Genomic DNA, 13,220 nt, shown 5'->3' with positions numbered 1-13,220 from the left:
CGGCATGAGATTACGGCGTGACTCCTTTTTTTAAAAGGATATTTCCGTACTTAGCGCACTCTCCTGTGATAACGATCGCAAAGGCTTTTTGCGCCCGCTCGTAGAAGGCAAAGCGGTCAATCCGCACGATGTCCGGGCAGGGGGCCTGCGCCGATAGCGCCTGCCGATAGCGCTGTTCCACCGTCGGGTCGAGGGCATCGCCTTCGACGGCGGCCATCATCACCAGCGGCGGCGCGTAGCTGTCTAACTCGAACAGCGGGATAATCGCCTGCAGCAGGTCGCTGACCCGCAGGCCATCGGCGCGGATCACCTGCGGACCCATGCTGTGCGCCGGGAAGTGGGCATCGGAAAAAATAATTTCATCCCCATGGCCCATTTCGGCCAGCACTTTCAGCAGTTCCGGCGATATCAGCGGGGAAATGGTTTTGAGCATCTCAGGCTTCCTCTGTGAATTCAGGTTCAGTTTGCGGCCAAAAATAGCGGTAGCGGTACGCGACCTGCGCTCTGGCCTGCTCCGGCGAAGAGAACTCGCCCACGCCATACCAGCCAAACATCGCCGCGCCGGCCACCGTGGTTTCGGCATCGTCGAGCACTTTGATCGGTATTCCCAGCCGGTCGGCCTTGATCTGGTTCCACAGCGCGTTGCGGCTGCCGCCGCCGACCAGCAGCAGCTCTTTCGCCCGGAAGCGGCCGATGTTTTCCAGGGTTTGCAGATGCTGCGCCAGCTGGTCGCTTAACCCCTCCAGCGCGGCACGGTAAAAATGGCCGCGGGTGGTGTTGAGCGTGACGCCCTGCCAGCCGGCGTGCTGGCTGGCGAGCAGGTCGCACTGCATCCTGACGCCCTCGGCGCCGGGCGGGATCGCCTGGGCTTCGTCAATCAGAGTTTGCCACGGCGTGTCGGCGCTCCACAGCAGCTTACGCACCCATTCGAGCACGCCGGAGGCCAGCCACTGCATCCCCGGGTTATAGCGCCCCGGCTGGCTGTCCAGTTCGCAGGTGGAGCCGCTGTAGTCGCCGAGCAGCGAGGTGTCGACCTGCGCGCTGCGCACCATCAGGATCTCCCAGGTCCCGGAGGAGAGCACCGGCTCATCCTGCCCGGCGCCGGCGCCAAACAGGGCGAACTGGGTGTCGTGCCCGGCCGAGATAACCGGGATCCCGACGGGAAGGCCCAACAGCGCAGCGGCCTTCGGCAGCAGGCCGCCGATCGGCTGGCCCGCTTCAACCAGCCGTGGGAACAGGCGGCGCGGCAGGCCGGTCGCCTGCAGGATCGGCGCGCTGAAATCGCGCTGCCGGAGATCGAGCATCTGGCTGGTGCCCGCCATGGTGAGGTCGGTGGTGAACTCCCCGGTCAGCCGATGGTTGATCAGCGACGAAATGAACAGCCAGGCATGGGCCTGCGCCAGCAGCTGCGGGTGGTTCTCTTTCAGCCAGATCAGCTTATACAGGGTGTTGAACGCAAAGGCGCCGACGCCGGCGATTTGCTGCAGCTGGCGCGCGGGCATATACCGGCTGATGGTGTCCATCACCGCCGCGGTGCGCGGGCATTTCCAGCTGATGATCGGATACAGCAGCGCACCCTGCTCATCCACCAGCGCGCCATCGACGCCAAAGGTCGTGACGGCGATGCCGCGTACCGTGCAGGAGGCCAGCGGGTCGTGGATCTGCCGACAGCAATCGGCAAAGCGCTGCATAATGGCCTCCAGCGACCACTGGTGCCAGTCGCTGCGCTCGGCGGCGATGTCGCTGGCGTTTGCCGTGGCGGCGCGGGCGACAATGTTCCCCTGTCGGTCAACGGCCATCGCCCGCACGTTGGTGGCGCCGCAGTCGAGGACCAGGATAACGTCTTGCTTCATAGTGACTCCCGAAACAACATTGCCGAATGGCGCGGCGCTTATCCGGCCTACAAACAGCGCGCGTCTGTAGGCCCGGTAAGCCTGCGCCACCGGCTAAACCCACCAGTTAACGCTTATACAGCGGCCCGTAGTTCTGGCAGGCGCGATAGTCCTGGCCTTCGATGTCCATGCCGTGCGCGGCCCAGGCGGAGGGGCGGTAGATTTTCGCCGCTTCCACGTTGTGCATGCAGACCGGAATGCGCAGCATGGCGGCGAGGGTAATGAAATCCGCGCCGACATGGCCGATGGTCAGCACGCCGTGGTTGGCGCCCCAGTTGGCCATGACCGAGTACACATCGCTGAACGGGCCCTTGCCGGTGAGGCGCGGGGCAAACCAGGTGGTGGGCCAGGTGGAGTTGGTGCGGGCGTCGAGCTGGTCGTGCATCGCTTTGGGCAGCGCCACGCTCCAGCCTTCGGCAATTTGCAGCACCGGTCCCAGACCTTTGATGATGTTCACCCGGGTCATGGTGAACGGCACGCCGCCTTCGGTCAGGAAGCGGGAAGAGAAGCCGCCGCCGCGGAAGTATTCATGGATCGCCGGGCACCATTCGGTGGCCGCGAGGCAGGCATCCGCCTCGTTCTGTTCAATCTCCCAGTGAGGTTTCATCGTCGGGTTGCCCTGCGCGTCGCGCTGCTGGCAGGAGCCGTCCAGCGCCGCGGAGCCGGAGTTAATCAGGTGAATAATGCCGTGCTCCGCCCGGCCGGTGAGCGGCTGCCCGGTGACGCGCTCAACGGCGTCCGGCGACCAGTAGGTGCGCACGTCGGCAAACACCTGGGCGGTGCCGGTGAGCTGGTGGCCCATCAGCATTGCCACGCCGTTGAGGCTGTCGTTTTCGGTGGCGACGACGAACGGCTCGCGCACGCCGTTCCAGTCAAAAGAGCTGTTGAGCAGCGCTTCGGCGGTATCGCCATTGGGGTATTGATCGGTCCAGTGGCGCTGGCCCTGGAAGCCGGCGGCGATGGCGTTGTAGCCCAGCGACTCCTCCACCAGCCCTTTTTCCGCGAGCTTCGCGTTGCCCTGCATCATATCGCGGATGCACATCGCCATCAGCAGGCTCTCTTTCAGCACCGCGCGGCTCTGCGTTTCATTGCGCTTATACTGCTCGGCGTTCTGATCTTCGCCGTAGCGGAAATGTTTATCCGCCCACGCCAGCGCCATCTCCAGCTCGGTTTCATCATAGATTTTCTGATCGATTCGCCGGCGCAGCTCCGTCATGTCGACTGCCTGAACCTTCATCCCGAGCCAGGATTCAAAGAAGTTGTGGTCGACGATGGAGCCGGCGATGCCCATTGAGACGCCGCCCAGCGACAGATAGCTTTTCCCCTTCATACTGGCGACGGCCAGGCCGGCGCGAGCAAAGCGCAACAGTTTTTCTTCGACGTCCGCCGGGATGGAGGTGTCATCGGCATCCTGCACGTCATGCCCGTAGATGGAGAACGCCGGGATCCCTTTCTGGCTGTGGGCCGCCAGCGCGGCGGCCAGATAGACCGCCCCCGGACGTTCGGTGCCGTTAAAGCCCCAGATGGCCTTCGGGCGCAGCGGATCCATGTCGATGGTTTCACTGCCGTAGCACCAGCAGGGGGTGACGGTGATGGTGACGCCAACGTTCTGGCTGCTGAATTTCTCTTCACAGGCGGCCGACTCGGCCATGCCGGCGATGCAGGTATCGGCGATCACGCACTCCACCCGGGCGCCGCAGGCATGGCGCAGCTTCTCGCTGATAAGCGCGGCGGTGGCTTTCGCCATGTTCATGGTTTGCGCTTCCAGCGATTCGCGGACCCCCATGCGACGACCATCGATTACCGGGCGGATACCGATCTTCGGTAAGCTGATTTTTTTCATTACAGATCCCTCAGGTTATGCGGATAACAGGTTTAGTTCGTCGCCGCTTGCGAGCGGAAACGGGCAAAAATAAAGATGATGGCGAAGCACAGCGCCGGGACCAGCTCAGCGGTCGGGATATTGCCGGCGGCATCGCTGACAAAGCCCATCACCGGGGTGACGATCCCGCCGCCGATGATGGTCATGACGATAAAGGACGAGCCATATTTGGTGTCCTGGCCCAGCTGCTTAATCCCCAACGAGAAGATGGTCGGGTACTGAATGGACATAAAGGCGCTGCACAGGGTAAGGGCCAGCAGGCCGACGTGGCCGCCGCTGAAGGCGGAGAGCAAACAGAGCAGCATGGCGATAAGCGCATAGACAGCCAGTACGTTATGCGGCGCGAAGCGGCGGATAAGCCAGGTGCCGGTGAAACGGCCAATGAAGAAACAGACCATGGTGCCGGTGAGGTAGTTGGCGGCGAAACCGGCCGTCATGCCCGGGATCTCTTCGACAGCGTAGCGAATCAGATAGCTCCAGCAGGCGGTCTGCGCGCCGACATAGCAGAACTGGGCCAGAACCGCCCAGCGCCAGTGGCGGATGCGCATCAGGCGCGACAGCGAGGCGAGAAAAGTGCTCTGCGCGCTGTCGCCGTGGTCATCGCTTTGCAGCGACGGGAAGCGGGTGCAGACGATCAGCAGGGCGACCAGCAGCACGATGGCCACGATAATCATATAGGGGGTTTGTACCGACAGAACCAGGCTGTGCTTCCAGGCGCCGAGCTGTTCTGGGGTCATGCTATCCAGCACCTCCTGCGGCTGATGCGGGACGTTGGACAAAATAAGGCTCTGGCCAAATACCACGGCGATAATGGCGCCAAATGAGTTAAAGGTCTGGGCCAGATTAAGACGGAAGTGACCGCCGCTTTCCGGACCGAGAACGGTGACAAACGGGTTGGCCGCGGTTTCCAGACAGCCAAGCCCGGCGGCGATAATAAATAATCCAATCAGAAATAGGGTGTAATTCATCACTTCGGCGGCAGGCCAGAACAGCGCGGCGCCGCAGGCATATAAAAACAGACCAGTAAGAATGCCTGCTTTATAGCTGAATTTTTTCATCAGCATCCCGGCGGGGATGGGAATAACAAAATAGCCAAAATAAAAAGCCGACTGGATTAATCCGGCCTGAAAGTTAGTCAGCGTAAAGGCCTGTTGAAATTGCGGTAATAAAATATCATTAAGATTATTGGCCACGGCCCACAGAAAAAAGAGGGAGCACAGCAGAGCAAAAGGAATAATATAGCTCTTACTCTGCCCGCTCTCCATGGCGCGGTAACTTTGCGTTGGTATCGTTGTGTTTCCCATAGCGTCCTCATCAGTTCAGAAGCAGTTACAACAGCATTCAGGGCGCAGTCTGGTGCTGCAGCAGACCGCAAAATTAAGTGAGCTCAGGTGACGCGCCGGTGAGTGAAATGAAAGTCACGGCGGAACTCATGGCTTCATTTTCAAATAAAAACCGCCTGTTAATATGATGAGGGTCACACTTAACGCTGTGTGGGCCATTTTATGTGATAATTGTCACTTTAATTTTTCAAAATCGCTGACCGTTTGAGAAAATAAATTCACAAAACCACAACGCCAATGACCGATTGAATATATATCGTGGAAAACGGGCAAATGTTACAGGAAAATAAAATGCCCGCTTGATGGAATATTTTTAAGAACGGGCATTTTAAATGGTCGATTAACCAGTCTGATCTCTTTTTTTGGGGCGGAATAATTGACGTGGTTCACAAAATATGGCGATGAAAATTCCCCTGTGATTATTCAGGCTGAAGATGGAGATCATTATTCAACCTATCCCACGGTAGCCGACAATAATTGCGTTGCCCTGCCGTTGACGGATGATGAGTCGCCAAAAGAGGAAAGCAATGGAAAGAAACAGACTGGCCCGGCAGATTATCGATACCTGCCTGGAAATGACCCGCCTGGGGTTAAATCAGGGGACCGCCGGCAATGTCAGCGTGCGCTATCAGGGGGGGATGCTGATCACGCCCACCGGCATCCCGTATGAAAAACTGACGGAAGAGAAGATCGTCTTTATTGATGCCGATGGCCAGCATGAGCAGGGAAAACTGCCCTCCAGCGAATGGCGTTTCCATCAGGCGGCCTACCAGACGCGGCACGATGCCCAGGCGGTGGTCCACAATCACGCTGTGCATTGTACGGCGGTGTCGATCCTCAACCGGCCCATTCCGGCCATCCACTATATGATCGCCGCGGCGGGCGGGAATTCGATCCCCTGCGCGCCCTATGCCACTTTCGGCACCCGCGAACTGTCTGAGCATGTCGCGGTGGCGCTGAAGCACCGCAAAGCCACGCTGCTGCAGCATCATGGCCTGATCGCCTGCGAGGCCAGCCTGGAGAAAGCGCTCTGGCTGGCGCATGAAGTGGAAGTCCTGGCCCAGCTCTATCTCAGCACGCTGGCGATTACCGACCCGGTACCGGTGCTGGATGACGAGGCGATCGCCATCGTGCTGGAGAAGTTCAAAACCTACGGATTACGCATTGAAGAGTGATGCCGCAACGCTAACAGGAGAGACGCGATGGCAAACCGAATGATCCTCAACGAAACGGCGTGGTTTGGCCGGGGGGCGATAAACGCATTAACCGATGAAGTGCTGCGGCGCGGTTATCGCAAGGCATTGATCGTGACCGACAGCACCCTCGCGCAGTGCGGCGTAGCGGCAAAAGTCACTGACAAACTGGACGCCGCCGGGCTGGCATGGGACATGTTCAGCGACGTGATCCCCAATCCCACCATCGCCGTGGTCCAGCAGGGGCTGCAGGCCTTTCAGCGCAGCGGGGCGGATTACCTGATCGCCATCGGCGGCGGTTCGCCGCAGGATACCTGTAAGGCGATCGGTATTATTCAGCGTAACCCGGCGTTCGCCGATGTCCGCAGCCTGGAGGGGCTGTCGCCCACCCGTCAGCCCAGCGTGCCGATCTTCGCGGTGCCGACCACCGCGGGTACCGCGGCGGAGGTGACGATTAACTATGTCATCACCGATGAAGAACAGCGGCGTAAGTTTGTCTGCGTCGACCCGCACGATATTCCGCAGGTGGCCTTTATCGATGCCGATATGATGGACGCCATGCCGCCGGCGCTGAAGGCGGCGACCGGCGTCGACGCCCTGACGCACGCTATCGAAGGGTACCTCACCCGCGGCGCCTGGGCTTTGACTGATGCGCTGCACCTCAAAGCCATCGAGATCATCGCCGGCGCGCTGCGCGGCTCGGTTGCCGGAGACGCCGGAGCGGGGGAAGCCATGGCGCTCGGCCAGTATGTGGCGGGGATGGGATTTTCCAACGTCGGGCTTGGCCTGGTGCACGGCATGGCGCATCCGCTCGGCGCTTTCTACAACACGCCGCACGGTGTGGCGAATGCCATCCTGCTGCCGCACGTGATGCGCTTTAATGCTGAGGCGACCGGGGAAAAATATCGCGATATCGCCAGGGCGATGGGCGTCAGGGTGGAAGCGTTAAGCCTGAGCGCCGCGCGCCTGGCGGCGGTGGAGGCGGTCTGCCAGCTCAACCGTGATGTCGGTATTCCCGGCCATCTGCGCGAGGTGGGCGTCAGGAAAGAGGATATTCCGGCGCTGGCCCAGGCGGCGCTGGCGGATGTGTGTACCGGCGGCAACCCGCGCGAGGCGAGCCTGGCCGATATCGTCGGGTTATATCAGGCGGCCTGGTGAGGGGCCGGCCCGGCCGAAGCAGGCGGTGCCGCCGCGCCGGCGCCGCGCTCGGGTAGGGTCAGCGCGTCAGCCGCAGCTGCTGCAGATTGCCGTCCAGCTGTAGGTCGGTCTGCAGGCGGGCGACTTCCCGGCAGGTGAAGGCCATGTCCTGATGCGTTGCCAGCTTTTTGCGCCACTTTTCCGGGACCTCGGCCAGGCGGGCATACAGCCCCTCCAGGTCCTGGAACTCGTTCAGCAGCTGGGCGGCGCTTTTGGGGCCAATGCCCGCTACGCCCGGCACCTTCGAGCTGCTGATCCCCGCCAGCCCCCAGTAATCCGCCAGCTGCTCCGGGGTGACGCCGAACTCGCTGGCGATGAAGGGGGCGTCCAGCCAGCGCTTCTGAAAGTAGTCGCGGATGCGGATGGTGGGCGACAGCAGCTGGCAATAGCCTTTGTCAGTGGAGACAATGGTGGCCTGATGGCCCGCCTGGGCCACCTTCACCGCCAGGGTGGCGGCGAGGTCGTCCGCTTCGCTGCCCGGCGAGGCCCAGCAGCGGATCCCCCGCTGCTCGAAGGCGGCCCGCAGCGCCGGCATCTCGGCGACCAGGGTCTCCGGCATCGGCGCGCGGCCGGCTTTGTACTCCGGCAGGCGCTGGTGGCGCCAGCCGTGGGCGCGATCCTCATCATCAAACACCGCCACCGCGTGGGTGGGCTGACTATGGACGATCAGCTGCTCCAGCGCATGCAGGCAGGTATCGACGCAGGGCGAGCCCTGTACCGCGTGGATACGGCGGATCAGATTTAACGCGTCGACGATTAACAGATGAACAGCCACAGATACCCCCTTATTCTCAGCGCCTTTAGGGTAACATCGCCATCGGATCGAGGCTATCTGCGCCTGAACAATCAGGAAGATAACGCGCAAATTTCGCTAACTGACCGCCATCAGCGGGTTGATGACGCCGGGCGCGGGTTCGCCGTACCACACCGCCTCCCGCACCGGGACCGGTTTGGCGATAAGTCCGAGGGCATAAAAGCGATCGGCGATGGTCTGCTGGGCGCGGATCACCGACAGATCCATCGGCCGCGGGCGATGGCTGCGGCGGGCGAGGGCGATGCGTAGCGACCGGGCGTCAATCCCCAGCTCAGCTGAGAGTAAGCGGGCCGCTTCGCCACGATGCGAGTCGATAAACTGCCCGGTGTGGGCCAGCTCCGTCAGTAGACGGCGCATGATATCGCCATGCTGAGCGAGGTAGTCCCGTCGCGAAAGATAAAACTGATGGTTGTTGACCCGTCCTTCGCCGCTGGCGACCACCCGCAGCTCGCCGGTGTGTTCGGCATCGCTGAGCAGCGGGTCCCACATCATCCAGGCGTCAACCGCCAGGTAGTCGCTGGCGGTCAGCGGGTATTTCGGCGGGGTATAGACTACCCGCACGTCGTTCAGCCCCAGCCCGGCGTCCTCGAGGATCTGCAGCAGCAGCCAGTGGACATTCGACCCTTTATTGAGCGCGATGCGTTTTCCGCGCAGATCGCTGAGCTGGCGGATGTCGCTCTCCTGCGGGACGACCATCGCCACGCTGCGCGGCGCCGGCGGCTCCCACGCCACGTACATCAGTTCGCTGTTGTTGGCCTGGGCAAACACCGGCGGCGCTTCCCCGGTGGTGCCAAAGTCGATCTCGTTGCAGGCGAGGGCGTGAAGGAGCTGCGGTCCGGCGGGAAACTCGCTCCATAGCACGTTGACGCCGAGGCTGGCGAAGGCAGTCTCCAGACTCTGGCGGGCTTTCAGGATCCCGAGGCTGCCGAAGCGCTGGTAGCCAATACGCAGTTCGCGATCGGCCCCGGCCGCGCTGGCGAACGCCCGCGGCGGCGCAGGGGGACGGCGACGGCTTTTGATGAGCCCGAGGTTAGCGAGCTGGGTGCGCAAGGTATGCCGACTGATCCCCAACAGCGCGGCCGCGTGGCTCTGGTTATCGTCGCAATGCGCCATGGCGTGGCGGATCAGGGCGCTGGTCACCCGCTGCCACAGCGGCTCGCCGGGAAGCGCCAGCTGGTGGCGAATAAAATCGTCCAGTTCATGATCGCTCGCCGGCGACGGGGCGTCGTTGAGCGTCGCCAGGCGCAGCTGGGCGGGGCTAATCTCCTCCTCTTTACTGAGCAGCACCGCGTTGTGCAGGGTGTTTTCCAGCTCGCGAATATTGCCCGGCCACGCATAGTCCATCAGCCGGGCCAGCGACTCAGGCGCCAGACGCAGGGTTGGCCGGCCGAGCCGGCGGGCATAGAGCGATAAAAAGTGGTGCGCCAGCAGCGGGATATCCTGCCGACGCTGGCGCAGCGGCGGCAGCGGCACCACCGCGATATTCAGCCGATAGTAGAGATCCTCGCGAAAGCGGCGCTCGCGGATCGCCAGGGCCAGGTCGACGTGGGTGGCGGCAATCACCCGAACATTCACTTTAATCGCTTTGCGTGAGCCGACGCGGGTAATTTCGCGCTCCTGCAGCACCCGCAACAGCTTGACCTGCAGCGGCAGGCTTAATTCGCCGATCTCGTCCAGCAGCAGCGTCCCCCCTTCCGCAGCTTCAAACCAGCCGGGCTGTCCCTGCTGCGCGCCGGTGAAGGCGCCTTTCTCATGGCCGAACAGTTCGGCTTCGGCAAGACTCTCGGTCAGCGCGCCGCAGTTAACGGCCAGAAACGGCTGCTGGCGGCGGGGGCTGTGGTGATGGAGATAGCGCGCTACCACCTCTTTGCCGGTGCCGGTTTCGCCCACGATCAGCACGGTAGCCTCCGTCGGCGCGAGCTTGTCCAGCAGGCTCTGGAAAGCCTTCGACGCCGGGTCGATCAGCGCGGGCGCGGTGGAAGGGGATTCTGGGTTCAGCATGGCGGGCCTCCGGTCGTTGACCTGCTGAACTTATCCTGCGGCGGCGGCAGAAACCAGAGGGGGAAGGTCGGCAGCTGTTGCAAATGCGCCAGCGGATGCGCGGCGGCTGCGGGATTTGCAACAGCGCGGCGCGGCGAAGTCTTTTTCAGTCCATTGATTTTAAAGAATTAATTTTTTATTCACCCTTGGCATGATTATCGCTAACACTCATATAACCAAATTAAAACATCTCTTCGATAAATATCGGATATGGTTATATAGGAAATAGATAATGACGCAGCAAGCTCCCGACAAGATCAATGTCTTCTGGTTCTTACCTACCCATGGCGATGGCCGCTATCTGGGCACTACCGAGGGCGGACGTCCGGTTGATTTACCTTATCTGCAGCAGGTGGCGCTGGCGGCCGACAGCCTGGGCTATTACGGCGTGCTGATCCCCACCGGTAAAAGCTGTGAGGATTCGTGGCTGGTGGCCTCGGCGCTGGCGCCGTTGACCCGCCGTCTGCGCTACCTGGTGGCGGTCAGACCGGGTCTGCAGCCGCCCACTTTGGCGGCGCGGATGGCAGCCACCCTCGACCGTTTATCGGAAGGGCGGCTGCTGATCAACGTCGTCACCGGCGGCGACCCGGTGGAAAACAAAGGCGATGGCATTTTTCTCAGCCACAGCGAACGCTACCAGGTGACTCGCGAATTTCTCGATGTTTACTCCCGCCTGCTGCGCGGGGAGAAAGTGGACTATCACGGGGAGCATATTCATGTCGAGGGGGCGGAGGTGCTGTTTCCGCCGGTTCAGGAGAATGGCCCGCCGCTGTACTTCGGCGGCTCTTCTGAGGCAGCTATCGATGTGGCGGCCGAACAGATCGACAGTTATCTGACGTGGGGCGAACCGCCGGAACTGGTGGCGGAGAAGCTGGCGGTGGTGCGCGAGCGCGCCGCGGCCCGCGGACGCACCCTCGAGTACGGCATTCGTCTGCACGTCATCGTGCGCGAAACGGAAGAAGAGGCATGGGCCGCCGCCGACCGGCTGATCGCCCATCTTGACGACGACACCATCGCCCAGGCGCAAAAGATCTTCGCCCGCATGGACTCGGCCGGCCAGGCGCGGATGAGCGCTCTGCATCAGGGATCGCGCGATAATCTGCGTATTGCCCCTAATCTGTGGGCCGGCGTCGGGCTGGTGCGCGGCGGCGCCGGAACCGCGCTGGTGGGTAATCCGCAGCAGGTGGCGGAACGTATCCGCGAATATCAGGCGCTCGGCATCAGCAACTTTATCTTTTCCGGCTATCCGCATCTGGAAGAGGCGCACCGCTTTGCTGAGCTGGTGATGCCTCTGCTGCCGCTGGAAAACGCGGCCTCGTCGAAGGCGCGCAGCGTGAACACCGGTCCCTTTGGCGAAACCATCGGCGGCGATAAGCGCCCGGTGCGCCAGGTCAGCGCCAGCTGATGGCCCGGAGCGCGACCATGAGACAGCATACCGGAGGAGGGCAGCGATGAGTGCAGAACCGCATATCGTGATTATCGGCGGCGGCTTCAGCGGCGCGGCGGTGGCGATTGAGCTGCTGCGCCTGGCGCCGAACGGGGTGCGCGTGACGCTGCTGGAGCCGCGCCAGACTCCCGGCGCCGGGGTGGCCTACTCCACCGCGGAGCCGACGCACCGGATTAACGTCCCGGCCGCCCGTATGCAGCTGACCGGTGATGAAGAGGGCGCCTTCGATCGCTGGTACCGACGTCAGCCTGCCTTTGCCGTCGATGCGCAGGCGCTGCGTCCGGACGGTTCCGTCTATCCTCAGCGCGGCCAGTTTGGTCGCTATGTGGCACAACGTTTTTCTGACGCCGCGGCAGCCAGCGGCGGACGGCTTCGCCACCTGCGCGATCGGGCGCTCGCTTTTCATCAGGGGACGGTGACCACCGACGGCGGCCTGCAGCTTAAGGCCGACCTGCTGGTGCTGGCGATCAGTCATCCACCGCCTTCGCTGCCGGCGGAGGCCGAAGCCTGGCGGCACCATCCGGCGCTGATTGCCAACCCGTGGCAGCCCGGCGCGCTCGACGCCATCGCCCCGCACGCCCGGGTGGCGGTGATGGGCACCGGATTAACCATGGCCGATACGGTCGCGACGCTGGACCGGTTGGGCCACCGCGGCAGTATCGTCGCCTTTTCGCGCCACGGCCTGCTGTCGCGCGGCAACCTCAGCGGCGCGGGAGCAGCCTGGCCTGGCGACTATCAGCAGGGCAGCCTGCGTCAGCGCCTGCGCCAGATCCGCCTCGACGTGGCGTATGCGGCGCAGCAGGGCCTGAGCTGGCAGGTGGTGCTGGATGCGGTCCGCCAACAGGGGCAGCGGATCTGGCAGGCGCTCAGCGACTCCGATCGCCAGCGTTTTCTGCGCCATCTGCGCCATTACTGGGATGTCCACCGCTACCGCGTGGCGCCGCAGGTCGCCGAGGTGCTGGAGGCGCGCCAGCGCACGGGCTGTCTGCAGGTTCAGGCGGCCAGGCTACTGTCGATGAGCGGCGAAGGCGAGACGCTGCATCTGACGCTGGCGCGGCGCGGCGGCGGCGTGCAGACGCTGAGGGTCGATCACCTGATCCTGACCACCGGACCCGCGCACCGCGCCCTGACCGACAGCCAGCCATTTTTACAGGACCTTGCCCGCCGCGGCCTTATTCGCGCCGATGCCCTCGGCATGGGCCTGGAGGTGGACAGCCGTTCCCGGGCAGTGGCTGAGCCGTACGTTGAGGCGCCGCCGGTGCTGGTGGCCGGTCCCGCCGCCCGCGGGCGTTTTGGCGAACTGATGGGCCTGCCGCAGGTAGCCGACCATGCCGCTGACGTGGCGGCGCAAGCGTTACTCACGCTCGGGATCCCGCAGGACTCCCGATGTCCTGCGTACTGAATTCCTCTCT

Annotated in this window: 11 protein-coding genes; 5 read left to right on the top strand and 6 right to left on the bottom strand. The window is 62.8% G+C overall.

The window, feature by feature from the left end; all coding sequences use genetic code 11:
* Positions 1 to 10: 10 nt before the first annotated feature.
* From fucU to fucP, 4 genes are all read right to left on the bottom strand, one after another.
* Positions 11 to 433 (bottom strand): L-fucose mutarotase, encoded by a 423-nt coding sequence (fucU, locus tag ACOI7D_RS12475; protein ID WP_023290859.1) that lies wholly within the window; start codon positions 431 to 433, stop codon positions 11 to 13.
* A gap of 1 nt (position 434) precedes the next feature.
* Complete coding sequence (gene fucK / locus ACOI7D_RS12470) at positions 435 to 1,853, bottom strand: L-fuculokinase (RefSeq protein ID WP_109546991.1); 1,419 nt, start codon at positions 1,851 to 1,853, stop codon at positions 435 to 437.
* 106 nt (positions 1,854 to 1,959) lie between these two features.
* Positions 1,960 to 3,735, bottom strand: coding sequence for an L-fucose isomerase (gene fucI / locus ACOI7D_RS12465; protein WP_023290857.1), 1,776 nt, complete (start codon positions 3,733 to 3,735; stop codon positions 1,960 to 1,962).
* Positions 3,736 to 3,767: 32 nt separating this feature from the next.
* Positions 3,768 to 5,078 carry an L-fucose:H+ symporter permease gene (gene fucP, locus ACOI7D_RS12460; RefSeq protein WP_085551559.1) on the bottom strand — a complete coding sequence of 437 codons (1,311 nt, stop codon included), beginning with the start codon at positions 5,076 to 5,078 and terminating at the stop codon, positions 3,768 to 3,770.
* A 566-nt stretch (positions 5,079 to 5,644) separates the two neighbouring features.
* Between fucP and fucA the strand changes: the two genes are divergently transcribed.
* Complete coding sequence (gene fucA, locus ACOI7D_RS12455) at positions 5,645 to 6,292, top strand: L-fuculose-phosphate aldolase (RefSeq protein ID WP_109546992.1); 648 nt, start codon at positions 5,645 to 5,647, stop codon at positions 6,290 to 6,292.
* A gap of 27 nt (positions 6,293 to 6,319) precedes the next feature.
* Entirely contained in the window at positions 6,320 to 7,468 is a 1,149-nt protein-coding gene (gene fucO, locus ACOI7D_RS12450; protein ID WP_044524556.1) for a lactaldehyde reductase, read from the top strand.
* A 58-nt stretch (positions 7,469 to 7,526) separates the two neighbouring features.
* Here the strand turns inward: fucO and xni are convergent, their stop codons facing one another.
* Positions 7,527 to 8,282 carry a flap endonuclease Xni gene (gene xni / locus ACOI7D_RS12445; protein WP_044524555.1) on the bottom strand — a complete coding sequence of 252 codons (756 nt, stop codon included), beginning with the start codon at positions 8,280 to 8,282 and terminating at the stop codon, positions 7,527 to 7,529.
* Positions 8,283 to 8,378: 96 nt separating this feature from the next.
* Entirely contained in the window at positions 8,379 to 10,322 is a 1,944-nt protein-coding gene (locus ACOI7D_RS12440; RefSeq protein WP_109546993.1) for a sigma-54-dependent Fis family transcriptional regulator, read from the bottom strand.
* A gap of 77 nt (positions 10,323 to 10,399) precedes the next feature.
* Here ACOI7D_RS12440 and ACOI7D_RS12435 point away from each other — a divergent pair, with 77 nt between their 5' ends.
* From ACOI7D_RS12435 to ACOI7D_RS12425, 3 genes are all read left to right on the top strand, one after another.
* Positions 10,400 to 10,516: a hypothetical protein gene (locus ACOI7D_RS12435; RefSeq protein ID WP_032428970.1), complete on the top strand. Its 117-nt coding sequence runs from the start codon at positions 10,400 to 10,402 to the stop codon at positions 10,514 to 10,516.
* Between the two features lie 77 nt (positions 10,517 to 10,593).
* Positions 10,594 to 11,766 (top strand): FMNH2-dependent alkanesulfonate monooxygenase, encoded by a 1,173-nt coding sequence (ssuD, locus tag ACOI7D_RS12430; protein ID WP_023290851.1) that lies wholly within the window; start codon positions 10,594 to 10,596, stop codon positions 11,764 to 11,766.
* A gap of 46 nt (positions 11,767 to 11,812) precedes the next feature.
* The gene (locus ACOI7D_RS12425) at positions 11,813 to 13,210 is read left to right on the top strand and encodes an FAD/NAD(P)-binding protein (protein ID WP_109546994.1); all 1,398 of its coding nucleotides are present in this window, start codon (positions 11,813 to 11,815) and stop codon (positions 13,208 to 13,210) included.
* Positions 13,211 to 13,220: the final 10 nt, after the last annotated feature.

The sequence above is a fragment of the Klebsiella sp. C360 genome (assembly GCF_048822415.1).
Lineage (GTDB): Bacteria > Pseudomonadota > Gammaproteobacteria > Enterobacterales > Enterobacteriaceae > Klebsiella > Klebsiella quasipneumoniae.
Note: the sequence above shows the minus strand (reverse complement) of the source record. Positions and strands in the feature narration are given on the sequence as shown.

What these genes read in the sequence shown, in the direction of transcription:
- ACOI7D_RS12425 (WP_109546994.1), top strand. Translation starts at nt 11,813, where the DNA reads ATGAGTGCAGAACCGCATATCGTGATTATCGGCGGCGGCTTCAGCGGC.
- fucO (WP_044524556.1), top strand. Translation starts at nt 6,320, where the DNA reads ATGGCAAACCGAATGATCCTCAACGAAACGGCGTGGTTTGGCCGGGGG.
- fucA (WP_109546992.1), top strand. Translation starts at nt 5,645, where the DNA reads ATGGAAAGAAACAGACTGGCCCGGCAGATTATCGATACCTGCCTGGAA.
- fucU (WP_023290859.1), bottom strand. Translation starts at nt 433, where the DNA reads ATGCTCAAAACCATTTCCCCGCTGATATCGCCGGAACTGCTGAAAGTG.
- fucK (WP_109546991.1), bottom strand. Translation starts at nt 1,853, where the DNA reads ATGAAGCAAGACGTTATCCTGGTCCTCGACTGCGGCGCCACCAACGTG.
- ssuD (WP_023290851.1), top strand. Translation starts at nt 10,594, where the DNA reads ATGACGCAGCAAGCTCCCGACAAGATCAATGTCTTCTGGTTCTTACCT.
- fucP (WP_085551559.1), bottom strand. Translation starts at nt 5,078, where the DNA reads ATGGGAAACACAACGATACCAACGCAAAGTTACCGCGCCATGGAGAGC.
- fucI (WP_023290857.1), bottom strand. Translation starts at nt 3,735, where the DNA reads ATGAAAAAAATCAGCTTACCGAAGATCGGTATCCGCCCGGTAATCGAT.
- ACOI7D_RS12440 (WP_109546993.1), bottom strand. Translation starts at nt 10,322, where the DNA reads ATGCTGAACCCAGAATCCCCTTCCACCGCGCCCGCGCTGATCGACCCG.